This window comes from Roseicyclus salinarum, from assembly GCF_029624655.1.
Classification (GTDB): Bacteria; Pseudomonadota; Alphaproteobacteria; order Rhodobacterales; family Rhodobacteraceae; genus Roseibacterium; species Roseibacterium salinarum.
This window is the reverse complement of the sequence record NZ_JARRSA010000043.1, coordinates 1-24052: the sequence shown is the minus strand read 5'-3', so window position 1 is coordinate 24052 and position 24052 is coordinate 1. Positions and strand designations below refer to the sequence as shown.

The window sequence follows — 24052 nt, the reverse complement described above, 5'->3', positions numbered from 1 at the left end:
CGCGCGCGGGCCATGCCCGCGCACCTTCGGGCCTCTCAAAGGAGGTCTTCCTCCTCGTCCGCGATGTCGAGGCCCATGGCCTCGGCGCCCGCCTCGAGGTGGTCGGCGAAATGCGGGCTGCCCAGAAGGTAGTCCGCCGTCGGCGTCGTCGCCTCGGCCCGCGCGGTGCGCAGCGCCTCGTCCCAGTCCTCGGCCTCGAACGCCCCGCGCCCGATCCAGAACAGCGCCACGAGTTCGGCCGCCTCGTCCTCGTTCAGCCCGTCGATGAAGGCGCGAAGCTCGCCCTCCGCCCGGTCGATCTCGTGGCCCATCAGGACCACCTGCGCCACCTTGCGCGTCGCGATTTCCATGTCAGGCTCCCTGTTTTCCCGGCGCCCAGATGACCGCCGCGCCCGGCGCGCGTCCTTGATCGACGTCAAGTCAGCGGCGGAAGAAGATCCATTCGTAGATCCCGGTCGGAAGAAACCGCGACAGGCGGAACAGGAGGCCGAAGGCGAAGGGGAAGGCCTTGTGGAACGCATCGGTGTTCATGTGGTCGAACACCTTTCCTGCGGCCTCCTCGGGCGACATCATGAAGGGCTTGGAATGCGGGTTGTCGTCCTGCATCCGCGTGTCGATGTAGCCGGGATTGGCAAGCTGCACCCGGAGTGCCGTGTGGCGCAGGTCGCCGTGCATCGCCTCTGCCAGCGCCATGAGACCGGCCTTGGACGTCGAATATCCGATCGAGCCGGGAAGGCCCCGGTAGGCGGACAGCGAGCCGATCAGCACGATGTGCCCCGCGTCGCGTTCCACCATCGGGCCGATGACCTGCCCGATCACGCGCGCCGCGCCGATCAGGTTGACGTCCAGCATCTGTTCGACACGGTCCGTGTCCCACTCCTGCGTGCGGATCAGCGTCGCGATCCCCGCGAGGAACACGACGCCGTCGATCCGGCCGACCTCCTTCGCCGCTGCCTCGACGCTCGCGCGGTCGGCGATGTCCACCGGAACGTAGGTCGCCCGTCCGGGAAGCTCGGCCACGAGGTTCTGCAAGCGCTCCTCCGAACGGGCCGAGACGACCACCTCGACGCCCGCCCGGCTCATCTTCATCGCCAGCTCGCGGCCCAGTCCTTCGGACGCCCCCACGAGCCAATAGCGTTTTCCGCTCCATTCGCGCATCGGAAGTCCCCTCGGATCAGGCAGTTGCAGTTGCGGTCGCCGGCAGCGGCGTCGCCGCCAGAAGCGCCATCGCGCCCAGCTTCAGGACGCAGGGCACGAGCGCATAGAGGTAGGTCAGCATATCCAACGCGCCAGACGGGTTCGCGGGTCCCGCCGCCGCCGAGAAGCCTGCGGCGTCGAGCGCGGGCAGCAGGACGACGGCGGCGAAGGCGAGTGCGGCCTTCTGCACGAAGGCCCACAATCCGAAGCCCGCCGCGGCCTCGGGCGCCACTCGCTCCATCCGGCGCGCGAAGAGGGCGGGCAGGATCGCGAAATCCGCGCCGAGCGCGGCGCCCGAGACGAGGCAGACGGCGGCGAAGGCCGCGACCTGACCCGCCTCCAGCGCCAGCACGACCGAGAAGCTGGCCACGGCCAGCGCCATCGCGGCCAGCAGCATCTGCCGCTCGCCGAAGCGCGCGGCAAGGCGCGACCACGCCGGCGCCGAGGCCGCCGCGGCGAGGAAGAACAGGACCAGAAGCGGACCCTCCCAGCCGCGGGCGGCCAGAACGCTTTCAACGTAGAACAGGAACAGCGTCGAGGAGACCGCCACCGGGGCCGCGTTCATGAGCGCGATGAGCAGGAGCCTGCGCGAGACCGGATCGGACAAGACGGCCCCGAAGCCAGACGGCGCGAGGCCGCCGGCGTGGCCCCATTGCCCGCGCATCAGGATCAGCGCGACAAGGCACAGGGCCGCGAAGCCCAGCGCGAACCAGGCATAGGGGGCGCCGCTGTCCCCGAGCAGAGTAGGCGCGACCGCCGCCGCGCAGACGCCCAGAAGCGCCCCCGTCTCGCGCCAGCCGGCAAGGCGCAGGTGGCTGCCGCGGCCCAAACGTCCGGCCGACGTGACGCCCTCGGCGTACATCGCGATCGTCAGGAAGGAGAACGCCGAGAAGAGCCCCGTCATCGTCAGCGCGAACCACAGGCCCGGCGCCACTGGCGGCGTGACCGCGAAAAGCCCCAGCATCGACGCGGCCAGCAGGACGACGCCCGCCGTCACCGCGGTCCCCCGCCGCGCCCTCAGCCGCGCGGCGAGCCAGCCCAGCGCGGGATCCTGCACCACGTCGAGCAGGCGCAGGACGAACAGGATCCCCGCCAGCGCCGTCAGGCCGACACCGTAGTTCGCGGCGTAATGGGCGGGGGCGTGGATGTAGATCGGCAGGCCCGCCGCCGAAAGCATCGCGGCGAAGACGGCGTAGCCCGGAAGGCTGACCGCCCGCGGTTCGCGGCCGGGGGGCGCTCCGGCATCCGCCATGTCAGGAAACCTCGTGGCCGGGAGGCTCGGGGCGGGTCCGGTAGGGCGCGCCCTTCCACCACAGCTTGAGCGCCTGCCAATGGATCAGCGCGAAGACGCGCCGCGCGCCGAGCGGGCGGCGAAGGGCTGCGCGCAGGATGCCCGCGCCGGTCAGGCGGCGCCGCCGCCCGGTGAGCGTCGCATGAAGCCGCTCGTTGCCGGCGGCGTAGTCGATCCAGATCCCCACGCGGTCCTTGCGGATGTCGAACCGGAACGTGTAGCCGCCCTCGATCGGCTGGAACGGCGAGACGTGGAAGACCTTTTCGGCCGTCAGCCTGTCTTCGCGCATGATCGGGCGCCGGTCCTCGTGCGCGCAGAGATAGGAATGGCGGTCGCCGAAGGTGTTCGAGACCTCGGCGATCACCGCGCGCAGCTGTCCATCGGGGTCATGGGCGAGCCAGAAGCTGACCGGATTGAAGACGTGTCCAAGCGTGCGCGGCTGCGCGAGCAGGACCAGCGTCCCGCCGGTGACCTCCGAAAGCCCGTGCGCCGCCAGCACCTCGCGGGCCCAGGCTGCGCCGCGCCCGTCTTTCGGGACCCCGCCGTGGTCGCGGTCCCAGAGCGAGAGGAACCCCGCACGGTTGCGCCCGAAGCCGAGCGGCGCGCACGGCGCCTCCGCCTCGGCGTCCAGCATGACGTAGTCGATGCCGTATCTGAAGGCGTTCTCGACCGCGCCACGGCGTCCGTGGAACGTCTCGCCCGCGATATGGTCGACGCGGGCGGTCATGCGGCGACGGGGGCCTCCGCATCGCGCGCCGTGATCGCGTCCACGACGTCGATGGCGCTGGCGTAGCCGTCCTCGTGGAACCCGTTCTTCATCCATGCCCCGCAGAACCAGGTGGCGTTCGCGCCGTTGATGCCCCGGATGGTATCCTGCGCGGCCAGCGCCGCAAGGTCGTAGACGGGATGGCGGAAGGTGTTCACGTCATGGATCAGCCGCTCGTCGATCGGCGCGCGCGTGTTCAGCGTGACGAAAAGCGGGTCGTCCTGCGGGATCGGCTGCAGCGAGTTCATCCAGTAGGTCAGGTCGATCGGCCCGCCCTCGTGCCCCTTGCGTTCGGTGTAGTTCCAGCTCGACCATGTGACGCGGCGCTTCGGCATCGCGGAGGCGTCCGAGTGAAGAACCGCCTCGTTCGGCTGGTAGCGAACGGCCCCAAGCGCCGCGGCCTCGACCGGCGTGGGATCCGCCAGCATCCTGAGCGTGTCGTCGGAATGCGTGGCGAAGACCACCTCGTCGAAGGGTTCGGGGCTGCCGGCGTGGATCACCTCGACCCCGCCGGGCAGCCGGCGCACCGCGTCCACCGCCGCGCCGAGGCGGACGTCGACACCGCGCCCGCGCATCGCCGTCTCCAGCCGGTTGACGTACTGGACGGAGCCGCCCTGGACCGTCCACCACTGGTGCTGTCCCGTCGCCTGAAGCAGGTGATGGTTTCGGAAGAACCGGACGAGCGCCTGCGCGGGGAAATCCATGATCTCCTCCTTGGGCGTGGACCAGATCGCCCCCGAGATCGGCGTCAGGTAATAGTCGCGGAACCAGGCCCCCATTTCCATCTGGTCCATGAGCTGGCCGATCGTGATCGCAGGGTCCGTCGCCAGCTGCTCGGCGGCGGCGTTGAACCGCATGAGGTCGCGCACCATCCGAAGAAAGCCGGGCCGCGCGAGGTTGCGCTTCTGCGCGAAGAGCGCGTTCAGGCTCTTGAGGCCGTATTCGATCCGGCCGCCGTCGATGGAGGCGGCGAAGCTCATGTCCGACTTGGCCACCGGCACGTCGAGCTCGGCGAACAGCCGCGCAAGGTGCGGATAATTCACGTAGTTGAACACGATGAACCCGGTATCGACCGGCTGATCGCCGTTCCGCCCGGCCACGATCGTGCGTGCGTGCCCGCCAAGGCGCGGCTCCGCCTCGAACAGCGTGACGGCATGGGATTGCGCAAGGTGATAGGCGGCGCCCATCCCCGAAATACCCGCACCGATCACGGCGATGCGGCGCGGCACGGCGGCCGTAGTCTCGAATGGCACCAGATTTTCCCTCGGATTGCTCAGCGCTTTGCTTGGCAGTGTTACGGGCTGCAAGCCACCCCAGATCAAACAAAAAAAATGTGATCCACACTTACGGAAGGTGCGTATCGGACTTATGCTGATGTCGAACGAGCACGCTGAAAAGGTTGAACTGGCCGACGCTCTGCCGCCTCCCCTGGCCGGAGCGGCGGGCTGGCCGGCAGGGCGTGATGGTAAGTTGACAGCTGACGACCATACCGAAATGCACTGGGTTGCCTGCGTCGCGGCAATCGCAAAGGACGAGGACCAGGAGGCCTTCGCCCTCCTGTTCCGGTATTTCGCGCCGCGCGTCAAAGGCTTCCTGATCAAGTCCGGCGCGAACGAGAGCCTCGCCGAGGAATGCATGCAGGACGTCATGGCGACGCTCTGGCGCAAGGCGCATCTCTATGACCCCTCGCGCGCCTCCGTGGCCACCTGGATCTTCACCATCGCCCGGAACCGCAAGATCGATCTTCTGCGTCGCCAGGCGCGTCCCGAACCCGAGGACCTGCCCTGGGGCCCCGAGCACGAACCCGACCAGGCCGACGTGATGGCCCTGCAACAGGAAACCGAACGGCTGGCGGAAGCGATCCGTCAGCTCCCAGAAAAACAGCGCAATCTGATAGAGCGCGCCTATTTTGGCGATTTGACTCACAGCGAAATCGCCGCCGAGACTGGATTGCCACTTGGCACGATCAAGTCCCGGATTAGGTTGGCTCTGGAAAGATTGCGTCACGCAATGAGTTGAGAAGACATGACCGGGATCACCCACCACATCCCCGACGACCTCCTGATGGGGTATGCCGCCGGATCCTTGCCGCCGGCTTTCGACCTCGTCGTCGCGACGCACGTCTCGCTCAGCGATGATGCCCGCGCCCGGCTCGCCGGTTACGAGGAACTGGGCGGCGTCGTGCTGTCCGATCTCGAAGAGGCGCGGATCGCCGAGGACAGCCTCGAACGAACGCTGGCGCGCATCTCGGGGGAACCCCGGCGCGCGGCAAGGCCTGAGGTGTCGCGCGGCATCTTCCCCGAACCGCTTCGCAAGGTCGTCGGCGGCGACGAGGACGCCGTGAAGTGGCGCGGCCTTGGCATGGGCGCGAAGCAGTGCGTGCTGCAATCCGACGACGGCGCCAGCGCGCGCCTGCTGTTCATTCCGGCCGGGCAGGCGATGCCCGAGCACGGGCACGGCGGCATGGAACTGACGCTGGTCCTGAAGGGCGCCTACAGCGACGGCGACAAGCGGTTTTCGCGCGGCGACGTCGAATTCGCGGACGAGGATCTCGACCACATGCCGGTCGCCGAACCGGGCGAGGACTGCATCTGCCTCGTCGCGACCGACTCGCGGCTGCGCTTCAAGGGGTGGCTGCCGCGCATCGCACAGCGCTTCATCGGCATCTGACATCCGGAATCGCGGCGGCCCGGGCGGGGGCGCGATCTTTCCGGGCGCATCATCCTCGGTGATGCGCCTCGCCCCGTTCTCGTGTTTATAATCCCCCCAATGACAGGGGAGGCACGATGCCCGAAACATTCCTCAACCGCGTGGCCGAGACGCTCGACGACATCCGCGCCGAGGGGCTCTGGAAGACCGAGCGCCCCATCTTCTCGCCGCAGGGCGGCCATGTCGCCGTCGCGCCGGATGGCCGGGACATGCTCAACCTGTGCGCGAACAACTACCTTGGCCTGGCGGATCATCCCGCGCTGATCGACGCCGCCAAACGGGCGATGGACGACCACGGCTACGGCATGGCGAGCGTCCGCTTCATCTGCGGAACGCAGGACCTGCACCGCGCGCTGGAGGGGCGTCTGGCAAGCTATCTCGGCCATGACGACGCGATTCTCTTCGCCGCATGCTTCGACGCCAACGGCGGCCTGTTCGAGCCGCTTCTGGGCCCCGAGGACGCCGTGGTGTCCGATGCGCTCAACCACGCCTCGATCATCGACGGCATCCGGCTGTGCAAGGCGAAGCGCTACCGCTACGCGAATGCCGACATGAAAGACCTCGAGGCCCGCCTTACCGAGGCGCGCGAGGCCGGGGCGCGGACGATCATGATCGCGACCGACGGCGTGTTCTCCATGGACGGCTACCTCGCGCCGCTGCCCGAGATCACCGCCCTCGCAGAGCGTTACGACGCCGTCGTCATGGTCGATGACTGCCACGCCACCGGGTTCATGGGGCCGGGCGGGCGTGGCACGCCCCACCATTTCGCCGTCGAGCGCGGCGTGCACATCCTCACGGGCACGCTTGGCAAGGCGCTTGGCGGGGCGATCGGCGGCTACGTCGCGGGTCCCCAGCCGGTGATCGACCTCCTGCGCCAGCGCGCGCGGCCGTATCTCTTTTCCAACGCCCTGCCGCCGGCGGTCTGCGCCGCGGGCATCGCCGCGATAGACCTGGTCGAGGAGGACGAAGGCCTGCGCCGCGCCCTCTTCGACAACGCGGCGTACTGGCGCGCCGGCCTGACGGACCTCGGCTTCGACCTCCTGCCGGGCGAGCATCCCATCATTCCGGTCATGCTGGGCGAGGCGCGCCTCGCGCAGGATATGGCGGCCGCGCTTCATGCGCGCGGCGTCTACGTCGCGGGCTTCTTCTTTCCCGTCGTGCCGCGGGGACGCGCCCGCATCCGCACCCAGATGAACGCGGCGCTGGGCCGCGACGACCTCGACCGTGCGCTCGAGGCCTTCGCAGCGGCAGGTCGCGACACCGGAGTTCTTGCATGACCAACGAGATGCGCGCGCTGGTGAAGGCCGCCCCGGTCACGGGCCTCCAGATGCAGACCCGGCCGGTGCCGGAGATCGGACCGGACGACGTGCTGATCCGGGTGAGGAAGACCGGCATCTGCGGGACCGACATCCACATCTGGACCTGGGACGACTGGGCCGCGCGGACGGTGCCCGTGCCGCTCGTCACAGGTCACGAGTTCGCCGGCGAGATCGTCGAGATCGGCCGCAACGTCGAGGGCCTGACGCTCGGGCAGCGCTGTTCTGGCGAGGGCCACCTCATCGGCAAGACCTCGCGCCAGTCGCGCGCGGGCAAGTTCCACCTCGACCCCGAGACGCGCGGCATCGGCGTGAACGTCGACGGCGCCTTCGCGGACTACCTGCGCCTGCCCGCCTTCAACGTGGTGCCGCTTCCCGACGACGTGGACGACGAGATCGGCGCCATTCTCGACCCGCTCGGCAACGCGGTGCACACGGCGCTGTCCTTCGATCTTCTGGGCGAGGACGTGCTCGTGACCGGCGCGGGCCCCATCGGCATCATGGCCGCCGCGGTCGCGCGACACGCCGGCGCGCGCCATGTCGTCATCACCGACGTGAACGCCGACCGCCTCGCCCTGGCCGGACAGGTGGCCGACGTGCGCCCCGTCGACGTCACCCGCGAGGACCTGAAGGACGTCATCCGCGAGCTCGGCATGGCGCAGGGTTTCGACATCGGCCTCGAGATGTCGGGCAACCAGTCCGCGCTCGACCAGATGGTGGACCACCTCGTCATGGGCGGCCGCATCGCGCTTCTGGGCATTCCGCCCGGCAAGTCCCCGGTCGACTGGTCCCGCATCGTCTTCAAGGCCATCACGATCAAGGGCGTCTACGGCCGCGAGATCTTCGAGACATGGTACAAGATGATCGCGATGCTCCAGAACGGGCTCGACGTCCGCCGCGTCATCACCCACCGCTTCAAGGCCGCGGACTACAGGGTGGGGTTCGACGCGATGCTCTCGGGACGGTCGGGCAAGGTCGTGCTGGACTGGGCCTGAGGCGGCGAATTGCCCTTCGACCCGGGCCGCGCGATCCACTATTGTCGCCTCCGACGCAGCCCCGGAACGCATGTCCCATGTCCATTCACGGCCCGAGCCGATCGGAACTGAAGCTTCGCCTCGCCATCAGCCTCGGAGGCCTCGCGCTCCTGGCGGGGGCCTATGCGACGAACGGCATCGGCGGCATCGCCTCGCTCGAGATCGCCATCATCGGCGGCGCCTTCTTCGGCGGGTCGGCGGTCTGGTCCGCCCGCCGCCTCCTGCAATCGAGGGATCACGGCCAATGACCACCCCCACGATCATCCGCCTCGTCCTCCTGGCACTCGTCTTCGCCGCCTGGGCCGCGTTGATGCTGCGAACGCTCACGACCCTCAGACAGCGGGCGCGCGACGGCGGCGGAGGCTTCGCGCCGCAACTCGCCCGCTGGCTCCGCGATCCCGGCGACCGGCGCGATCGCAGTACGCTCCTTTTCCTCGGCTTCGTGCTGGCCGCGATGATCTTCATGCAGGTGGCGCTGCCCGCAGCCTGACCTCTTTCACCCGGCGCGCGGCCGATCTAGATGGGCGGGATGGCAAACCTCCATTACCGCCCCCCCGACACGCCCCTCGACGTGATCCACGCCGACCACGAGATCCTTCTTGTGAACAAGCCTGCGGGCCTGCTGTCGGTGCCGGGCAAGGGCGCGCATCTCGCGGACTGCCTTCTCGCCCGCGTGCAGGCGGCCTTCCCGCAAGCGCTCCTCGTGCACAGGCTCGACATGGACACCTCGGGCGTCATGGTCTTCGCCCTCTCGCCCGCCGCGCAGCGCCACCTGGGCCTCCAGTTCGAACGCCGCCACGTCAGAAAGACCTACCAGGCCCGCGTCTGGGGCGAGATGACCGGCAGGACCGGCACCGTCGACCTCCCCCTGATCGTCGACTGGCCCAACCGTCCGCTCCAGCATGTGAACTTCGAGACCGGAAAACCCGCGACGACCGACTGGCGCGTGATGCGGACCGAGGACGGCACCACACGCGTGCGCCTGCATCCTCTGACCGGCCGGTCGCACCAGCTGCGCGTGCACATGAAGGAGATCGGACACCCGATCCTCGGCGATCCGTTCTACGCGACGGGCCCGGCGCGCGACTTCCCGCGCCTCATGCTCCACGCCGAAAGCCTCCGGCTCCGCCATCCCGACGGCGGCATCGGAATGCTCTTCCGCGCCCCCGTCCCTTTCTGATTCCGACCCGTCCGGCCCGGCTTCATCCTTGCCGAAAACTCCGGGGGAGCGCCGCGCAGCGGCGCCGGGGGCAGCGCCCCCGGGCGCGCGGCCGAGCGGCTCCCGGCACGGGGGCCCGAGGGCGCGCGCGCACGCTCACTCCCAGCCGGACACCGCCTTCACTTCCATGAACTCCTGCAGGCCCCAGACGCCGCCCTCGCGGCCGTTGCCCGATTGCTTGTAGCCGCCGAACGGCGATCCCTGGCCAAAGCCCGTCCCATTGCCCTCGACCATCCCCGACCGCAGCCGGTGCGCCACGCGGCGCAGGCGTTCGGGATCGCCGGTCTGGACGTAGTTCGTCAGCCCGTATTCGGTCCCGTTTGCAAGGCTCACGGCGTGATCCTCGTCCTCGAAGGGCAGGATGGACAGAACCGGCCCGAAGATTTCCTCGCGGTAGATCGTCATCTCGGGCGTCACGTCGGCGAAGACCGTGGGCCTGACATAGTAGCCCCGGTTCAGGTGCCCCGGCCGCCCGGTTCCGCCGGCGACGAGGCGCGCGCCCTCGTCGATGCCCGACTGGATCAGGCCCTGGATCTTTTCGAACTGCGCCTCGCTCACGGCGGGGCCGATGTGACGGCCCTCCTCGTCGGCGGGTCCCACCGTCACGCCCTCGGCCGCGGCCGCGGCCTGCTCGACGGCTTCGTCGTAGCGGGCGCGCTCCACCAGCATCCGGGTCGGAGCGTTGCAGCTCTGGCCCGTGTTGCGGAAACACCGGATCGTCCCCGACTTGACCGCCTTCGCGTCGGCATCAGCGAAGATGATGTTCGCCCCCTTGCCGCCCAGCTCGAGGCTCACGCGCTTGATGGTGTCCGCGGCCGCCTTCGTGATCTCGCGCCCGGCGCGGGTGGAGCCCGTGAAACTCACCATGTCGATATCGGGATGCGCAGACAGGCGGCTTCCAACGCCCGCCCCGTCGCCGTTCACAAGGTTGAAGACGCCCGCCGGGATGCCCGCCTCGTCCACGATCTCGGCGAAGAGAAGCCCCGAGAGCGGCGCGATCTCCGAAGGCTTCAGAACCATCGTGCACCCGGCAAGCAGCGCGGGCACCACCTTCAGCGTGATCTGGTTCATCGGCCAGTTCCAAGGCGTGATCAGCGCGCAGACGCCGATGGGCTCGTGCAGGATGCGTTCGCCCGGCGCCCAGTCGCCCAGCGGGTGCTCCCATGCGAAGCCGCGGGCGGCGCGCAGGAAGCCCTCGATGTGCCAGCTTCCCGCGCCCACCTGCTGCGCGCGGGCGAGGTCGATCGGCGCACCCATCTCCTTCGAGATCGCCCGCGCCATGTCCTCGGCGCGCGCGTTGTAGACCTCGAGCAGCCGTTCGACCGCCGCGATCCGGTCGGCGGGCGGGGTCGCGGCCCAGCCGGCGAAGGCCTGGTTCGCGGCGGCGACCGCGGCCTCGGTGTCCTCCGCCTCGCCGAGGGAGATCGTCGCGCAGACCTCTTCGGTCGAGGGATCGACGACCGGGAAATCGTGCGGCCGGATCGGGGCCATCCACTGGCCGTTGATGTAGAAATCGGTGCTCTTGGGCATGTTCGTCTCCATGGCTTGGCCTCGAGCGTGTCACTGCGTGCGGCCCGCCGCAAGGCGGGGCCGGACAGGCGCTCCGGGCATGAACGCGCGTCCGTTGCTTAGCGTTCGATGCGAACGGGCCTCCCTGATGCCGCACCGCGTCGGAATGCCTCGCCTTTTCTGCGCGCGGAGGCGTGAACCATGCGCGTGCGGACCCCATCTGAGGGCCGAAAGTGCAATCGACCACAGGAGACCGCCAATGGGACTGCGCATCAACGAAGAGATCCCGAACCTCGAGGTTCGGACGGATCAGGGCACGTTCAAGCTGCACGACTTCATCGGCGACGGCTGGATGATCCTGTTTTCCCACCCCAAGGACTTCACGCCCGTCTGCACGACCGAGTTCGGGGCGGTGGCCCAGCTCGCAGACGAATGGGCGAAGCGGAACACCAAGGTGATCGGCCTTTCCGTCGATCCGGTGGACGAGCATGTGAAGTGGAAGGCCGACATCGAAAGCTTCGCCGGCGCGAAGGCGGGTTTCCCGATCATTGCCGATGACGGCCTCGAGGTCTCCAAGGCGCTCGACATGCTGCCCGCCGACGCCTACCTGCCCGACGGCCGCACCGCCGCCGACAGCGCCTCCGTCCGGGTCGTGTTCATCGTCGCGCCGAACCGGAAGGTGCAGCTGATGATGACCTACCCCATGTCGGTCGGCCGCAACTTCGCCGAGGTTCTTCGCGCGCTCGACGCGCTGCAGGCGACCTACGGCGCTCCCATCGCGACGCCCGCCAACTGGGTCCACGGACAGGACGTGATCGTGGCGCTCAGCCTCGACGACGCTGCGGCGAAGGAGAAGTTCGGCGAATTCGACGCGAAACTGCCCTATCTGCGCACGACGAAGATGCCGGCGTGATTCAGGACGTGCGGCAACAGAAAAAGCCCCGGCCAGCGCCGGGGCTTTTTTGTTCGGGGCGAGGAGCGTGTGACCGCAGCGGCGCGGTGGCGGCGACGTCATGGGTCGCCGCCAGCGCAGGCCCTCAGCGCCAGGGCGAATGCAGGATGACGCGCGTGCCCAGCGGGACCGCCTCGTAGAGCTGCATGACATGATCGTTCACCAGCCGCACGCAGCCCGAGGACGCCGAGGTGCCGATCGACCATGGCTGCGGCGTGCCGTGGATGCGCAGGTAGCTGTCGGCGCCGCCGCGGTAGAGGTAGAGCGCCCGCGCGCCCAGCGGGTTTTCCGGGCCGCCGGGCATTCCGCCGGCGAAGGGACCGTAGACCTCGGGCTCGCGGCGGATCATGTTCGCCGTCGGCGTCCAGGAGGGCCATTCCTCCTTTCGGCGGATCGTGAAGGTTCCCGGGCTCTGCATCCCCGAGCGGCCGACGGCCACGCCGTATCGCATCGCCGTGCCGTCGTTGCCGAGGTGGTAGAGATACTTGGCGACCGGATCGACGTGAATGTCGCCGGCGCGCAGCCCCTCGCGGACCGCCACGCGCGTCGGCATGAAGCGCGAGTGCAAGCCCCACGGATTCCGGCCCGCACGTTCGTGGCGGACCACGGAGGCGTCGAAGTCGAAGTCCACGGCGTCCTGCGCCGCGGCGGCCGTGGCAAGCGGGGCCGAGAAAAGCGCGGCCGACGTGATGATGAAATGGCGGCGGGTAAGCATCGTGTTCGCCCTTGGCACTGGAAATCCTGACGGGCGGCAGGCGCCCGCACACGATCTTTCCCGACCGAAGGCCTGTGAACAAGTCTCAATGACGCCTGCGTGGCCCGCGAAAGCGCGAAAAAGGCCTCCGTTTCACGCGACGGACGCCCCTTTGGCCTCAGACCGGCGGATAGAGATGCGCCGTCGCCCCAAGCTCGATGCGGTCGTACATGTCCATGATGTGCGCGTTGACCATCCGCACGCAGCCCGACGAGGCCGAGGTTCCGATCGACCAGGGCTGCGGCGTTCCGTGGATGCGCAGGTAGGTGTCGCGCCCGCCTTCGTAGAGATAGAGCGCACGCGCGCCCAGCGGGTTCTCCGGCCCGCCCGGCATCCCGTCGGCGAAGGGTCCGTAGACGTCGGGCTCGCGCTCGATCATGTTCGCGGTCGGCGTCCAGGACGGCCATTCCGCCTTGCGCCGGATGGTGAAGACACCGGCCTCGTAGAGGTCGGCGCGCCCGATGGCGACGCCGAACCGCATCGCGGTTCCGTCGTCGCCGATGTGATAGAGATACTTGGCCACCGCATCGACATGGACATCGCCCGGCGCCAGGCCCGCGCGATGTTCGACACGCGTCGGCATGAAGCGCGGATGCAGGCCCCAGGGGTTGTTGGCGAAGGGGTCGGGATCGGGGCGCTCGACCGTGGTGTCGAAATCCACCCGGTCCTGCGCGGCCGCCGGAAGCGCGATGGCTCCGGAAAACGCCGTGGCGCTGGTAAGGATGAAATGTCGGCGGGTCAGCATGGCTGCGCACTCCAGTTCGGTCGGTCTGTCATTGCGGGCGTGTATCCCAACGACATCCGCCCGCAAACGCGCTGTTGCAAGACGGTATGCCGCTCCGGACGTTCAAATCCGCGTCATGACGCGGATCATTGGCTGCCGCCCGGAAAGCGGAAACCCCGGCCAACCGGCCGGGGTTCCCGTTGTCGTCGGGTCGCCGAGGCGGCCTGTCAGTCGGCCGCTTCGGCTTCCTTCGAAAGCTCCTCGCCGGTTTCCTGGTCCACCATCTTCATGGCGAGCCGGACCTTGCCGCGATCGTCGAAGCCCAGAAGCTTCACATAGACCTCCTGGCCTTCCTTGAGCACGTCCGAGGGATGGTTCAGGCGGCGGCTTTCGATCTGGCTGACATGCACCAGCCCGTCACGCTTGCCGAAGAAGTTCACGAAGGCGCCGAAATCGACGATCTTCACGACCTTGCCCTTGTAGATCTTGCCTTCCTCGGGCTCGGCCACGATCGAATAGATCATGTCGTAGGCCTTCTGGATCGCATCGGCGTTCGGCGATGCGATCTTGATGATGCCCTCGTCGTTGATGTCGACCTTGGCGCCCGAGACCTCCACGATCTCGCGGATCACCTTGCCGCCCGACCCGATCACTTCACGGATCTTGTCGGTCGGGATCTGCATCGTCTCGATTCGCGGCGCGTGGATCGAGAACTCGCCGGGCGCGGTAAGCGCCTTGGCCATCTCGGCCAGGATGTGCATCCGGCCGGCCTTCGCCTGGGCGAGGGCCTTTTCCATGATCTCGGGCGTGATGCCCGCGACCTTGATGTCCATCTGCAGCGAGGTGATCCCGTTCTCGGTGCCCGCGACCTTGAAGTCCATGTCGCCGAGGTGGTCCTCGTCGCCGAGGATGTCGGTCAGGATGCCGTAGGAGCCGTCATCCTCGAGCACGAGGCCCATGGCGACGCCCGCGACGGGGGCCTTCAGCGGAACGCCCGCGTCCATCATGGACAGCGACCCGCCGCAGACCGACGCCATAGAGGACGAGCCGTTGGACTCGGTGATCTCCGACACGACGCGGATCGTGTAGGGGAAGTCCGTCGGGGCCGGCAGGACCGCCTGAAGCGCGCGCCATGCAAGCTTGCCGTGGCCGATCTCGCGGCGTCCCGGAGGACCGACGCGCCCCGCTTCGCCGACCGAGTAGGGCGGGAAGTTGTAGTGCAGCAGGAAGTTCGAACGGAAGTTCCCGTGCAGCGCGTCGATGATCTGCTCGTCGTCGCCCGTGCCGAGCGTCGTGACGACCAGCGCCTGCGTCTCGCCGCGCGTGAACAGGGCCGAGCCATGCGTCCGCGGCAGGACCGAGGTCTGGCTGTCGATGGCGCGAACCTGGTCGAGCGCGCGCCCGTCGATGCGGCGGCCGTTCTTGACGACGTCCGACCGCAGCACGGTCGACTCGAGCTTCTTCAGCGCCGCGCCGAGGTTCGGATCCTCGAGCTGCTCTGCACCGAGGGTGGCCTTGATCGCGTCCTTGGCCGCGGCGACCGCGTTCTGGCGCTGCTGCTTGTCGAGGATCGCATAGGCTTCGCGCATCTGCGTCTCGCCCGCGGCCTTCACCGCCTCGTAGAGCTCCGAGTAATCGGGGGGCGTGAAGTCGAAGGGCTCCTTGGCCGCGTCCTCGGCGAGCGACACGATCAGGTCGATGACCGGCTGGATCTGCTCGTGCGCGAAGGTGACGGCGCCCAGCATCTCGGCTTCGGTCAGTTCGTAGGCCTCGGACTCGACCATCATGACCGCGTCCTTGGTGCCCGCCACCACGAGGTCGAGACGCTGGTCGGGGTTGTTGCGCAGCCCCTGCATGTCGTCGACGGTCGGGTTCAGGACATATTCGCCGTCCTCGTAGCCCACGCGGCAACCCGCGATCGGCCCCATGAAGGGCGCGCCCGAGATGGTCAGCGCGGCCGAGGCCGCGATCATCGCCACGATGTCGGGATCGTTGACCAGATCGTGGCTGAGCACCGTGCACATCACCAGGACTTCATGCTTGAAGCCCGGAACGAAAAGCGGGCGGATCGGCCGGTCGATCAGGCGCGCGGTCAGCGTCTCCTTCTCGGTCGGGCGCGCCTCGCGCTTGAAGAAGCCCCCGGGCACCTTGCCGGCGGCATAGTATTTTTCCTGGTAGTGGACCGTCAGCGGGAAGAAGTCCTGTCCCGGCTTCGGTTCCTTGGCGAAGGTCACGTTCGCCATGACGCTGGTCTCGCCCAGCGTCGCGATGACGGAACCGTCGGCCTGACGTGCCACACGGCCCGTCTCCAGCGTGAGCGTCTCTTCGCCCCACTGCATCTCTTTCTTCGTGATATCGAACATCTATCGTTTCCCATCGGGCAGCGCTCCCGGCCCCTGCCGGGTCTGCCTCGTGTCTATGGCGGCCCCATTGCCGCCGACCCCTGTCCTACGCACAACGCCGGGGTCGAAGCGTCACGTCTCAGATAGGGCGCGCATACAGGGTTTCGCTTGATTTGCAAATAGCCCTCGGGAACAGAGACCGGACCTTGACCGCCTGCAGGCGCGTGTCCGAAGAACCACGACCAGCGCGGCGCTCCCATCCGATCGGACCCCGAATGCGCTACCGGATCTCGTCTGTCGAAGAGGTGCCCGACCGCGCGGCGCTCGACGCGCTGCTGCGCGACTACTACGCCGTGGTCCTTGCGAAGCTCGCCGCCGCCGGCGGCCCCTCGCACTTCACGCCCGAGGCGGTGGCCGCGACCTTCTGGACCGGCCTCCACAAGGTGCTTCCCCCGACGGGACGGCTTTTGCTGGTGCATGACGAGGACGGCGCGCTCGTGGGATGCAGCACCCTGCAGCAGGCCCGCCCCGATGCCGGAGAACTCAAGCGCCTCTTCGTGCGGCCTGCCGCCGCCGGCCACGGTCTCGGACGGCAGATGGTCGACATCAGGATGCAGGCGGCGCGCGAGATGGGGTGGAAGACCCTTCTCGTGAACGCCGTGCGGGGCAACACGGACATGCTGCGCATCTACGAAAGCATCGGCTTCCGCTACATCGACGCCTATCCGGAGTGTTCGGACCCGGTCGAGGCGCGTCCCTACTTCATCTTCATGCAGTACGACTTCGCCTGACCGCGCCGGATAGGGTCCAGCCCCTTCGCCGGGACCATGGGCGGCAGGCGAGGCAACATCGCCCGCCCGGAACGAAAAACGCCCGCTCTGGCGAGCGGGCGCAATCCTGCGGTCAGGCGACCGGCGCGATCAGCGGCGGATGCCGAGACGGCCGATGAGGTCGGTGTAACGCGCCTCGTCCTTCGCCTTGAGGTAGTCCAGAAGCTTCCGGCGCTGCGCGACCATCATCAGGAGACCACGGCGCGAGTGGTTGTCCTTCTTGTGGGTCTTGAAGTGCTCGGTCAGCGTGGCGATTCGGCTGGTGAGGATCGCGACCTGCACTTCCGGAGAGCCGGTGTCGCCCTCCTTCGTCGCGAATTCCTTCATCAGTCTCTGTTTTTCTTCGACTGTAATCGACATCGGGGTCTCCTTTCGAAGGGTCATGGCGCAAGCCGGGATGTCGTCCAGCAGGGCCCGTGGAGGAACCGCGCGACAGCTTTTCCCGTCGCGGATGCGGGGCCATAGCCCATCGTGGCCCGCTTGGAAAGCCCCGCGCCGCAAGGGTGGCGGCACGGGGGCCCTTCCCCGCCATTTTAACGAAATGAGGCGCAAGCGGCCGCGGGCCGTTCAGGTTCGGGAAACCGTCTGCGGGCAGGTTGAGCGCACTCGGGCAAGTCGGCCGGGCGGCGTCGGGGCCGCCTGCCCTCCCCGTGAGCATCGTCAGAAGGCATGCAAAGCCCTTCGCCCCTGGTGGCGGGGGCCATGGACGAGGTCTCACGAACGAAGGGGTGCGCGCGATGCTTGCCGCGGGTGGATTGCTGGGATTGCTGCTCATGGGAACAGCCGTGGGCGGGATGCTGTCGGGTTTCGAAAGCGGCAGGGACACCTCCGGCGACGACACGCCGCCGGACGACGACCGGATCCCCGACGACGGCATGGCCGAGGCGCGCGAACTTCCGGAGACCGGATTGGCGCAGCTTCTTTTCGGCGAGACCCACGTCGACGGAAAGGCGTGGGAGTCCGGGGAGGCATGGGAACATGATCCTGCGGGAGGCTGGGCCGCGGATGCCGGCGATGCGCCTGCGACCCCCGACATGGCCGCGGCACCCGCCCCCGCGGATGCCTACCAGGTAATCGAGACGGCGGCCTTCGGCGACGGGCCCGACCTGCCCTTCGTCAGCGACTTCGACGCCGAAACCGACAGGCTGATGCTCGACTTCGACGGCACCGAGGACGAGGCGCCGGTCATCACGGTGGACCTTTCCAGCTGTCCGGGCGACGCCGTGGTGAGGGCCAACTCGGTGCCGATCACGCTGGTGCGCGGCGCGGCGACCCTGACACCGGATCATGTCGACGTCTTCATGAGCGGCACCCCCGCGCCGCCCGACGCAACAGCCGACCCCGCGCCCGATCCCCTTTCGCCGCGCGACATGCTGCTGGACGGCGGCACGCAAGGCGACGCCCTCGCGGCGCGCGCGGCCATGCAGGAGCAGTTCGCCGGCAACACGCGGGACGCGTTGACCGGCGGCATCGGCGGCGAGGCGATCTCGGCCAGCAAGGCGGGCGACGCGCTTTTCGGCGGCGAGGGGGACGACGCGCTCCGCGGGCGCGGCGGCCACGACGAGCTTCACGGAGAGGACGGGGACGACACGCTGCGCGGCGGCGGCAGGGCCGACTTCCTCGATGGCGGAGACGGCGACGACCGGATCTACGGCGGGCGGGGCGGCGATTTCGCCTTCGGCGGCGCGGGCGACGACAGCATCCGGGGCGGCGCGGGCGATGACGGCCTGCAGGGCGGCCCAGGCGCAGATACCCTTCACGGCGGGGCCGGCGACGACGTGATCGACGGCACGTTCGCGCACGGAACCCTGGGCTTCGGCGCGCTGGACCGGGACGCGGGCGACCTGATCGACGGCGGCGGAGGCGACGACACGATCCTCATCGGCGCCGGGGACACCGTCGGGGGCGGCACCGGCGCCGACAGCTTCCTGACCGGCGTCTACGCCGCCGCGGACGACGACGCCGCCCTCGTCACGGACTTCGACCCGGGCGAGGACCGGATCGAGGTGCTCTACGATCCCGAAGAGACCGCCCTGCCCATCGTCGCGGTCGTAGACTTCGCCGACGGCTCGGGCGCGAGCATCGTCGTGAACGGCGAGACGATCCTGCGCGTGACGGGGCCCAAGGCCTCGACCCGTCTCTGATCGAGCTCCGCCCCATGCCGCCGAGCATGATCCTGCACTAGCGCCCGGGCGCGGGCGGCTCAGCCGGCAAGAAAATGCGGCAGGAAGGCCGCAAGGACGTCCTGCGGCGCCTCCTCCATCGCGAAATGCCCCGCAGACGCGATCTGGTGGCCCGAGACATCCCCCGCCCATGCGCGCCAGAGCTTCAGCGGATCGCCGGTGCGCGCAGGGAAACCGCCCTCTGCCCAGACGAAACGCAGCGGCGCGTCGATCCGGCGGCCCGCCCTGCGGTCGGCCTCGTCCAGCGCGCGGTCGGTGCGCGCTCCGGCGCGATAGTCGCCGCACATCGCCGCCACCCGCGCCGGGTCGGCGGCCTGCGCCCGGTAGGACGCAAGCGCGGCATCCGAGAACGGCGTGAGGTCGCCCGCCTTCGTCCAGCTCGCGAGCGTCCAGTCGACGTAGCCGGGCCCGTCCGACAGGATCATCCGCTCGGGCAGCGGCGAGGGCTGCGCGAGAAAGGTCCAGTGGTAGGCCTTGAGCGCCAGATCGGCGTCCCACGCGGCCCAGAAATCGCCCGTGGGCACCACCTCCACGATGCCCAGGCGCCCAACCCGGCCGGGATCGTCGAGTGCCATGCGATAGGCCACCCGCGCGCCGCGGTCGTGACCCAGCACATGCGCGCGCTCCAGCCCAAGCGCATCCATGAGCCCCACGATGTCCCGCGCCATCTCGCGCTTGGAATAGACGGTGTGCGCGGCGTCGTCGGGCGGCGCGTCGCTTTCGCCGTAGCCGCGAAGGTCGGGCACGATCACGTCGAAATGCCTTGCGAAGCCGGGCGCGACCCGTTCCCACGCCATGTGGGTCTGCGGATATCCGTGCAGCAGGATCAGGGGCGCGCCCGCGCCGCCGCGATGCACCGATAGCCCGATGCCGTTCGCCGCGATGCGCGTCTGTGCGAAGCCTTCTAGCGCCATGGCCGGAGCCTGCGCGCGGACGCTCCGCCGCGTCAATACCCCGGCGGCCACGCCTGCGGCTGAACGGCATACCCGATATAGAGCGGGTGCCGGGGGTGCCCTTCCTTCGACAGGCCGAGATGATGCAACTCGGCGCCCGCCTGTCTGAGCAGCGTTTCGACCGCGGGGCCACGGCCCAGATGCGCGCCGTGGGTGCCCCAGGCGCAAATGACGCGGTCGGCCCAATCGAGGCTGTCGAGAATCGCGCGGTCGTTCTCGGGGCCGACGGGATCGGCTGCGGCGCGCATGTCGCGCGGGTCGGTCGCGCGCCAGGCGAAGATGTTGAGCACGCGAAACGCGCCGAAGCCCAGCGCCCGCGCCCGCCTTTCGCAGCGTTCCACCGTCGGGTCGTTCTGAAGCTCGGTCGCGGTGGAGGGGTTCAGCATGACGAACAGCGCGCGCGGGCCCGCGGGATCCCACACGCGGGTCAGCGAGTAGCGATACCGCTCGCAGTCGGAGTATTCGGCGACGCTCGCCGCATCGCCCTTGAGGTGGTGACGGGTGATCATCGGCGCGTTATGGCCCGCCTCCGCGCCGGGCGAAAGGGATCAGGCGGCGCCGTCGGAGCGCGGCAGACCCTCCATCAGTTCGTCGAGGAAGAGCGCGACGAACTGGCTGCGGTTCGAGGCGCCGGACTTGCGATAGACCGCGGCAAGCTGTGCGCGGACCGTTCCCGGCGCGCTGCCGCGCACCTCGGCGACCTCGGCCGCGTCGAGCCCCTTCAGGGTGAACAGCGCGACCTCGGCCTCGGACGGCGTCAGCCCCCACGCCGAAAAGCGCGCCTCGACCACGTCGGCGAAGGCGCCCCGCGCAAGGTGCAGCGCCTCGTTCGCGCGCCGCGCGGCCTCGATGGTGCGGCGCATCACGGCGAAGGTCACAAGCGTTCCGATCCCGAGGGCCGCCGTCACCAGCGCCTCGAAGGCGGTGTGCGCCGTCACCCCGGCAAAGCGCAGGTCGGCGAGCGCGTCGCCCGCGAAGAAGACGGCGCAGGCGCCCTGCAAGGTGGCGAGCGCCGCCAGGACAGAGGCCCGGCGGCGCATCGGGGACGCATAATCGGCCCGTGTCATGCATTCTGCCCGTCATCGCTGCCGGTCGTCATCCGGCGGATCAGCCCGCGGTCGCCGCGCGCCATCTCGAAGACAACACCGCCCACATGCAGAAGCGCAAGCATCAACATCAGGTTGGCGGCGGCCTCATGGACCTCCTCCAGCGTCTCGCCGCCACCTTCGCCGTCCTCCTCGCCGCGGTCCTCGTCGTCCCCGTCCGCAAGCACGACCTGCGCGCCCTGCACCTCCTGCGGCACCACGACGGCGTCGTCGCCGCGGCCCTCGGGAAAGACGTCGGCCTCCATGGCGAGGCCGGTGGCGATGACCACGGCGAGCGCGGCCCACATCGTGTAGACCATCAGCGCGCCGAGCGGGTTGTGCGAGCGGTGCGTCGTCGCGGTCACCGTGGCGATCTCGCGAACATGGGCGATCGCGGCGCGCGGCGAGGGCGGGAAGGCGCCGAACCGGGCTTCCTCCGTGCCGACGATGCCCCAGACCAGGCGCAGCGCCAGCAGCGACAGCGCGACGTAGCCTGCCACGATATGACCCTGCTCACCCCCTTCGAGGATCAGGCCGTTGAGGATGACGACGGCCGCGATCCCCCAATGCGTGATCCGCACCAGCGGATCCCAGGCGCGGCGCGGTCCCGCGGTTTCCATCATTCGCGCTCCATTTCGGTGACGGCCCCGGTGGCGGGATCCAGACGAAGCTCGTAGAGGACGCCGTCGCGGCGGGCATGGACCTCGAACTCGCGCGCCTCGCGGTCGAAGCCAAGGATTTCCCAGCCGTCGGCAGCCAATGCATCGAGCGCGGCCTGCGTCTCGACCCCGGCCTGCGCGCCGGCGGCACGGCGGGCGGTGATCTCCATCCCGGTCACCGCGCCGCTCTGCGGATCCAGGTAGAGTTCCACGCGGGTCTCGTCGTCATGGGCCGTGATCTCGATACGGCCGTCGTCGAGGTCGTATTCGGTCATGGTCAGCCCCTGCGCCGCCAGCGCGGAGCGCGCCTCGTCCAGGGTCGTGCCGACGGCATCGCCGATCCCGGGCATGGCGAAGGCGGGCGCGGCCAGCGCGGTGAGGGCGGCGGCGGTCATGAGCAAGCGGTGCATGGTCTGTCCTTTCAGGTCGTCGTGACGCCGGCAGCGCGCCGGCCAATGACCCTGAAATGACCCCGCGCCGCCCGTGCCGCCATGCGCGCCGCGTTGAAACCGCGCGTCTAAGCGCGTGCTTAGAGGTTGAACACCCGCTCGGGGTGCAGCTCGCCCGCACGGAATCGTCCCACCGCGACAGGCTTGCCGTCATGGCTGGCCCAAGCGAGTTCCCCGTATTCCACCGGTCCGGGCAGGACATGGCCCGGATTGCCGTTCCTGAGCCGCGCCGCCCCCTGCTCGCTGGCCTTCAGCTCGGGCAGATCGGCAAGCGCGAGCGAAACAGGACCCGCGAGCGCGTCGATCTCGGGCGTCCTTGCAAGGCGCTCGATCTCGTCGAGGCCGACCGCCTCCTCGAGGTCGAAGGGGCCGACCCAGGTCCGGCGAAGCGCGGTGACATGTCCCAGGCAGCCCAGCGCGCGCCCGAGGTCGCGGGCGATGGAGCGGACGTAGCCGCCCGACCCGCACACGAAGCGCAGCTCGGCATGGTCCGCGTCGGGCCGGGCCAGAAGCGTCAGTTCGTCCACGTAGAGGTCGCGCGCCTCCAGCTCCAGCGCCTCGCCGCCGCGCGCGAGATCATAGGCGCGCTCTCCGTCCACCTTCACGGCCGAGAATTGCGGCGGCACTTGGCGGATGTCGCCGACGAAGGCCGGGAGGGCAGCCTCGATCTCGGCATCGGTGGGGCGCAGCTCCGAGGTCTCGACGGCGGCGCCCTCGGCATCGTCCGTCGTGGTCTGCACGCCCCAGCGCACGGTGAAGTCGTAGCCCTTCAGCGCGTCGCCGAGATAGGGGATCGTCTTGGTCGCCTCGCCCAGCGCCACGGGCAGAAGCCCGGTCGCGTCGGGATCCAGCGTGCCCGCATGGCCGGCCTTCCGCGCGTCGAACGCCCAGCGCAGCTTGTTGACCACCGAAGTCGAGGTGATGCCGGCCGGCTTGTCGATCAGAACCCAGCCGGAAATGTCGCGTCCCTTGCGCCTGCGTCCCATGCCCTTCGCCCATCCTTCGAGAAAGGCCGCGTGCTAGCCCTCGGCGTCCATGGCGTCAACAGGCGCGGACGCCCGCGGATCGGCGACCACCGTCCCGATGATCGGACCGAGCGGAAAGCCGATATCCGAGCGCCCGATGCCGGGCGCATGAAGCCGCGAGACGCGGCCGTCGAGATAAAGCGCGTCGGGCGTGCCAAGCCCGTCGCGGAAGAACCGCGCGAAGCGGTGGAAGTTCACGGGCTGGTCCGCGATGGCCAGCACCATGCGCCGCCCATCGTCGGACACGCCGACGCCGTTGCGGATGTTCAGGCTCGTGCCGTCCGCGATGAAACGCGGGTGAAGCGCGCCGTCGATGACCAGCATCGGGCCCGATTGGGTGGCGAAGCGGCAGGAGGGCGGATCGGCCGCGAAGGTCCTGCTTTCGACGATCTGCGCGCGATCATCGCCGAAGCAGAGCACCCCGTTGGGCAGGAGCCCGAAATTGCCGGGCCCGTCGCTCGTGACGATCCGCATCTCCTGAGCGCCGTCCTCGATGTAGAGGCCCACGGGGCTGAGGTCGGTGTGGAACATGCCGGCGTTCATCGCGAAGCCGAGCGTGCGCCCTTCGGGCAGCGCGGCCTCGATGCGTGAAAACGTGCCGTAGACGTCGCCGTCGCCGTTGCGCAGGAAAAGCCGCACGTCGTCGGTGCGCATGTCGATCTCGCAAGCGGTGAAGTCGGCCCCCTCGAAGGTCAGGCGCTCGCAGGCTGCGGTGCCGGCCCCCGGCAGCGCCAGCAGGCCCAGCGCCAGCAGGACGCCGCGGATCATTCGCCGTCCCCGCCGCCGCTGTCCCCGGCGTCCTGGTCGCTGTCGGCCTCCACGTCGCGGCGCACGCGCGCGTCCTGGAACAGGCGGCGGGTGTCGTCCATCCGGTCGAAGGTCTCGTCGATCACGAACCGCAGGTCGGGCGCGTATTTCAGGGTCATGTCGTGCATGATCGCGCGCCGCAATTCGCCGCGGTTGCGCTTCAGCGCCTGTATCGCCTCGTCGCGGTGGCCGCCGCCCAGCGGCATGACGTAGACGGTCGCCACCTTGAGGTCGGGCGAGGTGCGCAC

At 69.1% G+C, this 24052-nt stretch carries 28 protein-coding genes; 10 read left to right on the top strand and 18 right to left on the bottom strand.

From position 1 onward, the window contains the following. Window positions 1-35: 35 nt before the first annotated feature. The 5 genes from P6F26_RS18690 to P6F26_RS18670 form a co-directional block, all read right to left on the bottom strand. Window positions 36-350, bottom strand: coding sequence for a DUF3775 domain-containing protein (locus P6F26_RS18690; RefSeq protein WP_278030220.1), 315 nt, complete (start codon window positions 348-350; stop codon window positions 36-38). Between the two features lie 70 nt (window positions 351-420). Then, a complete protein-coding gene (locus P6F26_RS18685) occupies window positions 421-1158 on the bottom strand; it encodes an SDR family NAD(P)-dependent oxidoreductase (RefSeq protein ID WP_278030219.1) in 738 nt (245 codons plus the stop codon). 16 nt (window positions 1159-1174) lie between these two features. Next, window positions 1175-2449, bottom strand: coding sequence for an MFS transporter (locus P6F26_RS18680; protein ID WP_278030218.1), 1275 nt, complete (start codon window positions 2447-2449; stop codon window positions 1175-1177). A gap of 1 nt (window position 2450) precedes the next feature. Beyond that, window positions 2451-3215 carry a DUF1365 domain-containing protein gene (locus P6F26_RS18675; RefSeq protein WP_278030217.1) on the bottom strand — a complete coding sequence of 255 codons (765 nt, stop codon included), beginning with the start codon at window positions 3213-3215 and terminating at the stop codon, window positions 2451-2453. Then, window positions 3212-4507 (bottom strand): NAD(P)/FAD-dependent oxidoreductase, encoded by a 1296-nt coding sequence (locus tag P6F26_RS18670; protein WP_278030216.1) that lies wholly within the window; start codon window positions 4505-4507, stop codon window positions 3212-3214. The genes P6F26_RS18675 and P6F26_RS18670 overlap by 4 nt, the downstream gene beginning before the upstream one ends. Window positions 4508-4748: 241 nt before the next feature. Between P6F26_RS18670 and P6F26_RS18665 the strand changes: the two genes are divergently transcribed. From P6F26_RS18665 to P6F26_RS18635, 7 genes are all read left to right on the top strand, one after another. Further along, window positions 4749-5273 carry a sigma-70 family RNA polymerase sigma factor gene (locus tag P6F26_RS18665; RefSeq protein ID WP_278030221.1) on the top strand — a complete coding sequence of 175 codons (525 nt, stop codon included), beginning with the start codon at window positions 4749-4751 and terminating at the stop codon, window positions 5271-5273. A 6-nt stretch (window positions 5274-5279) separates the two neighbouring features. Continuing rightward, window positions 5280-5924 (top strand): ChrR family anti-sigma-E factor, encoded by a 645-nt coding sequence (locus P6F26_RS18660; RefSeq protein WP_278030215.1) that lies wholly within the window; start codon window positions 5280-5282, stop codon window positions 5922-5924. A gap of 116 nt (window positions 5925-6040) precedes the next feature. Further along, the gene (locus tag P6F26_RS18655; RefSeq protein ID WP_278030214.1) at window positions 6041-7240 is read left to right on the top strand and encodes a glycine C-acetyltransferase; all 1200 of its coding nucleotides are present in this window, start codon (window positions 6041-6043) and stop codon (window positions 7238-7240) included. Beyond that, window positions 7237-8274 carry an L-threonine 3-dehydrogenase gene (gene tdh, locus P6F26_RS18650; RefSeq protein ID WP_278030213.1) on the top strand — a complete coding sequence of 346 codons (1038 nt, stop codon included), beginning with the start codon at window positions 7237-7239 and terminating at the stop codon, window positions 8272-8274. Before P6F26_RS18655 ends, tdh begins: the two co-directional genes overlap by 4 nt. 77 nt (window positions 8275-8351) lie before the next feature. After that, entirely contained in the window at window positions 8352-8561 is a 210-nt protein-coding gene (locus P6F26_RS18645; protein ID WP_278030212.1) for a hypothetical protein, read from the top strand. Continuing rightward, on the top strand, window positions 8558-8803 hold the full coding sequence (locus P6F26_RS18640; protein ID WP_278030211.1) for a hypothetical protein: 246 nt from the start codon (window positions 8558-8560) through the stop codon (window positions 8801-8803). The genes P6F26_RS18645 and P6F26_RS18640 overlap by 4 nt, the downstream gene beginning before the upstream one ends. Before the next feature lie 39 nt (window positions 8804-8842). Then, window positions 8843-9493: an RluA family pseudouridine synthase gene (locus P6F26_RS18635; protein WP_278030210.1), complete on the top strand. Its 651-nt coding sequence runs from the start codon at window positions 8843-8845 to the stop codon at window positions 9491-9493. 135 nt (window positions 9494-9628) lie between these two features. Here the strand turns inward: P6F26_RS18635 and P6F26_RS18630 are convergent, their stop codons facing one another. Continuing rightward, entirely contained in the window at window positions 9629-11062 is a 1434-nt protein-coding gene (locus P6F26_RS18630; protein ID WP_278030209.1) for an aldehyde dehydrogenase family protein, read from the bottom strand. Window positions 11063-11300: 238 nt separating this feature from the next. Here P6F26_RS18630 and P6F26_RS18625 point away from each other — a divergent pair, with 238 nt between their 5' ends. Further along, window positions 11301-11954 (top strand): peroxiredoxin, encoded by a 654-nt coding sequence (locus P6F26_RS18625; protein WP_278030208.1) that lies wholly within the window; start codon window positions 11301-11303, stop codon window positions 11952-11954. 124 nt (window positions 11955-12078) lie between these two features. Here the strand turns inward: P6F26_RS18625 and P6F26_RS18620 are convergent, their stop codons facing one another. The 3 genes from P6F26_RS18620 to pnp all read right to left on the bottom strand — a co-directional run bounded on the left by P6F26_RS18620 (window position 12079) and on the right by pnp (window position 15834). After that, complete coding sequence (locus P6F26_RS18620) at window positions 12079-12708, bottom strand: L,D-transpeptidase (RefSeq protein ID WP_278030207.1); 630 nt, start codon at window positions 12706-12708, stop codon at window positions 12079-12081. Window positions 12709-12865: 157 nt separating this feature from the next. After that, complete coding sequence (locus P6F26_RS18615; protein WP_278030206.1) at window positions 12866-13492, bottom strand: L,D-transpeptidase; 627 nt, start codon at window positions 13490-13492, stop codon at window positions 12866-12868. A gap of 206 nt (window positions 13493-13698) precedes the next feature. Continuing rightward, the gene (gene pnp / locus P6F26_RS18610; protein WP_278030205.1) at window positions 13699-15834 is read right to left on the bottom strand and encodes a polyribonucleotide nucleotidyltransferase; all 2136 of its coding nucleotides are present in this window, start codon (window positions 15832-15834) and stop codon (window positions 13699-13701) included. Between the two features lie 254 nt (window positions 15835-16088). Between pnp and P6F26_RS18605 the strand changes: the two genes are divergently transcribed. Then, window positions 16089-16604 (top strand): GNAT family N-acetyltransferase, encoded by a 516-nt coding sequence (locus P6F26_RS18605; RefSeq protein WP_278030204.1) that lies wholly within the window; start codon window positions 16089-16091, stop codon window positions 16602-16604. Window positions 16605-16733: 129 nt separating this feature from the next. Here P6F26_RS18605 and rpsO read toward each other — a convergent pair whose 3' ends face one another. Continuing rightward, window positions 16734-17003, bottom strand: coding sequence for a 30S ribosomal protein S15 (gene rpsO / locus P6F26_RS18600; protein WP_278030203.1), 270 nt, complete (start codon window positions 17001-17003; stop codon window positions 16734-16736). 413 nt (window positions 17004-17416) lie between these two features. On the opposite strand from rpsO, the gene P6F26_RS18595 reads away from it, so the two are divergent. Further along, entirely contained in the window at window positions 17417-18787 is a 1371-nt protein-coding gene (locus P6F26_RS18595; protein ID WP_278030202.1) for a calcium-binding protein, read from the top strand. Between the two features lie 59 nt (window positions 18788-18846). Here P6F26_RS18595 and P6F26_RS18590 read toward each other — a convergent pair whose 3' ends face one another. The 8 genes from P6F26_RS18590 to P6F26_RS18555 form a co-directional block, all read right to left on the bottom strand. Continuing rightward, a complete protein-coding gene (locus P6F26_RS18590) occupies window positions 18847-19740 on the bottom strand; it encodes an alpha/beta fold hydrolase (RefSeq protein ID WP_278030201.1) in 894 nt (297 codons plus the stop codon). Between the two features lie 32 nt (window positions 19741-19772). Next, complete coding sequence (locus P6F26_RS18585) at window positions 19773-20288, bottom strand: DUF1643 domain-containing protein (RefSeq protein ID WP_278030200.1); 516 nt, start codon at window positions 20286-20288, stop codon at window positions 19773-19775. Between the two features lie 39 nt (window positions 20289-20327). Further along, complete coding sequence (locus P6F26_RS18580) at window positions 20328-20846, bottom strand: helix-turn-helix transcriptional regulator (RefSeq protein WP_278030199.1); 519 nt, start codon at window positions 20844-20846, stop codon at window positions 20328-20330. Then, a complete protein-coding gene (locus P6F26_RS18575; RefSeq protein WP_278030198.1) occupies window positions 20843-21487 on the bottom strand; it encodes a cytochrome b/b6 domain-containing protein in 645 nt (214 codons plus the stop codon). Before P6F26_RS18575 ends, P6F26_RS18580 begins: the two co-directional genes overlap by 4 nt. After that, complete coding sequence (locus P6F26_RS18570; RefSeq protein WP_278030197.1) at window positions 21484-21933, bottom strand: PepSY domain-containing protein; 450 nt, start codon at window positions 21931-21933, stop codon at window positions 21484-21486. Before P6F26_RS18570 ends, P6F26_RS18575 begins: the two co-directional genes overlap by 4 nt. Before the next feature lie 119 nt (window positions 21934-22052). Further along, the gene (truB, locus tag P6F26_RS18565) at window positions 22053-22958 is read right to left on the bottom strand and encodes a tRNA pseudouridine(55) synthase TruB (RefSeq protein ID WP_278030196.1); all 906 of its coding nucleotides are present in this window, start codon (window positions 22956-22958) and stop codon (window positions 22053-22055) included. A 33-nt stretch (window positions 22959-22991) separates the two neighbouring features. Beyond that, window positions 22992-23765, bottom strand: a complete 774-nt coding sequence (locus tag P6F26_RS18560; protein ID WP_278030195.1) for a phosphodiester glycosidase family protein — start codon at window positions 23763-23765, stop codon at window positions 22992-22994. Further along, window positions 23762-24052: ribosome-binding factor A (locus tag P6F26_RS18555; RefSeq protein ID WP_278030194.1), on the bottom strand; the 291-nt coding region annotated here is incomplete at its 5' end. The genes P6F26_RS18555 and P6F26_RS18560, both read right to left, overlap by 4 nt.

Excerpts from the sequence above, each read along its gene's own strand:
- P6F26_RS18605 (WP_278030204.1), top strand. The coding sequence starts at position 16,089 with ATGCGCTACCGGATCTCGTCTGTCGAAGAGGTGCCCGACCGCGCGGCG.
- P6F26_RS18690 (WP_278030220.1), bottom strand. The coding sequence starts at position 350 with ATGGAAATCGCGACGCGCAAGGTGGCGCAGGTGGTCCTGATGGGCCAC.
- truB (WP_278030196.1), bottom strand. The coding sequence starts at position 22,958 with ATGGGACGCAGGCGCAAGGGACGCGACATTTCCGGCTGGGTTCTGATC.
- P6F26_RS18630 (WP_278030209.1), bottom strand. The coding sequence starts at position 11,062 with ATGCCCAAGAGCACCGATTTCTACATCAACGGCCAGTGGATGGCCCCG.
- P6F26_RS18655 (WP_278030214.1), top strand. The coding sequence starts at position 6,041 with ATGCCCGAAACATTCCTCAACCGCGTGGCCGAGACGCTCGACGACATC.
- P6F26_RS18685 (WP_278030219.1), bottom strand. The coding sequence starts at position 1,158 with ATGCGCGAATGGAGCGGAAAACGCTATTGGCTCGTGGGGGCGTCCGAA.
- rpsO (WP_278030203.1), bottom strand. The coding sequence starts at position 17,003 with ATGTCGATTACAGTCGAAGAAAAACAGAGACTGATGAAGGAATTCGCG.
- P6F26_RS18660 (WP_278030215.1), top strand. The coding sequence starts at position 5,280 with ATGACCGGGATCACCCACCACATCCCCGACGACCTCCTGATGGGGTAT.
- P6F26_RS18570 (WP_278030197.1), bottom strand. The coding sequence starts at position 21,933 with ATGCACCGCTTGCTCATGACCGCCGCCGCCCTCACCGCGCTGGCCGCG.
- P6F26_RS18620 (WP_278030207.1), bottom strand. The coding sequence starts at position 12,708 with ATGCTTACCCGCCGCCATTTCATCATCACGTCGGCCGCGCTTTTCTCG.
- P6F26_RS18590 (WP_278030201.1), bottom strand. The coding sequence starts at position 19,740 with ATGGCGCTAGAAGGCTTCGCACAGACGCGCATCGCGGCGAACGGCATC.
- pnp (WP_278030205.1), bottom strand. The coding sequence starts at position 15,834 with ATGTTCGATATCACGAAGAAAGAGATGCAGTGGGGCGAAGAGACGCTC.
- P6F26_RS18580 (WP_278030199.1), bottom strand. The coding sequence starts at position 20,846 with ATGACACGGGCCGATTATGCGTCCCCGATGCGCCGCCGGGCCTCTGTC.
- P6F26_RS18575 (WP_278030198.1), bottom strand. The coding sequence starts at position 21,487 with ATGATGGAAACCGCGGGACCGCGCCGCGCCTGGGATCCGCTGGTGCGG.
- P6F26_RS18625 (WP_278030208.1), top strand. The coding sequence starts at position 11,301 with ATGGGACTGCGCATCAACGAAGAGATCCCGAACCTCGAGGTTCGGACG.
- P6F26_RS18560 (WP_278030195.1), bottom strand. The coding sequence starts at position 23,765 with ATGATCCGCGGCGTCCTGCTGGCGCTGGGCCTGCTGGCGCTGCCGGGG.
- P6F26_RS18675 (WP_278030217.1), bottom strand. The coding sequence starts at position 3,215 with ATGACCGCCCGCGTCGACCATATCGCGGGCGAGACGTTCCACGGACGC.
- P6F26_RS18615 (WP_278030206.1), bottom strand. The coding sequence starts at position 13,492 with ATGCTGACCCGCCGACATTTCATCCTTACCAGCGCCACGGCGTTTTCC.
- P6F26_RS18665 (WP_278030221.1), top strand. The coding sequence starts at position 4,749 with ATGCACTGGGTTGCCTGCGTCGCGGCAATCGCAAAGGACGAGGACCAG.
- P6F26_RS18595 (WP_278030202.1), top strand. The coding sequence starts at position 17,417 with ATGGGAACAGCCGTGGGCGGGATGCTGTCGGGTTTCGAAAGCGGCAGG.
- tdh (WP_278030213.1), top strand. The coding sequence starts at position 7,237 with ATGACCAACGAGATGCGCGCGCTGGTGAAGGCCGCCCCGGTCACGGGC.
- P6F26_RS18645 (WP_278030212.1), top strand. The coding sequence starts at position 8,352 with ATGTCCATTCACGGCCCGAGCCGATCGGAACTGAAGCTTCGCCTCGCC.
- P6F26_RS18635 (WP_278030210.1), top strand. The coding sequence starts at position 8,843 with ATGGCAAACCTCCATTACCGCCCCCCCGACACGCCCCTCGACGTGATC.
- P6F26_RS18640 (WP_278030211.1), top strand. The coding sequence starts at position 8,558 with ATGACCACCCCCACGATCATCCGCCTCGTCCTCCTGGCACTCGTCTTC.
- P6F26_RS18680 (WP_278030218.1), bottom strand. The coding sequence starts at position 2,449 with ATGGCGGATGCCGGAGCGCCCCCCGGCCGCGAACCGCGGGCGGTCAGC.
- P6F26_RS18585 (WP_278030200.1), bottom strand. The coding sequence starts at position 20,288 with ATGATCACCCGTCACCACCTCAAGGGCGATGCGGCGAGCGTCGCCGAA.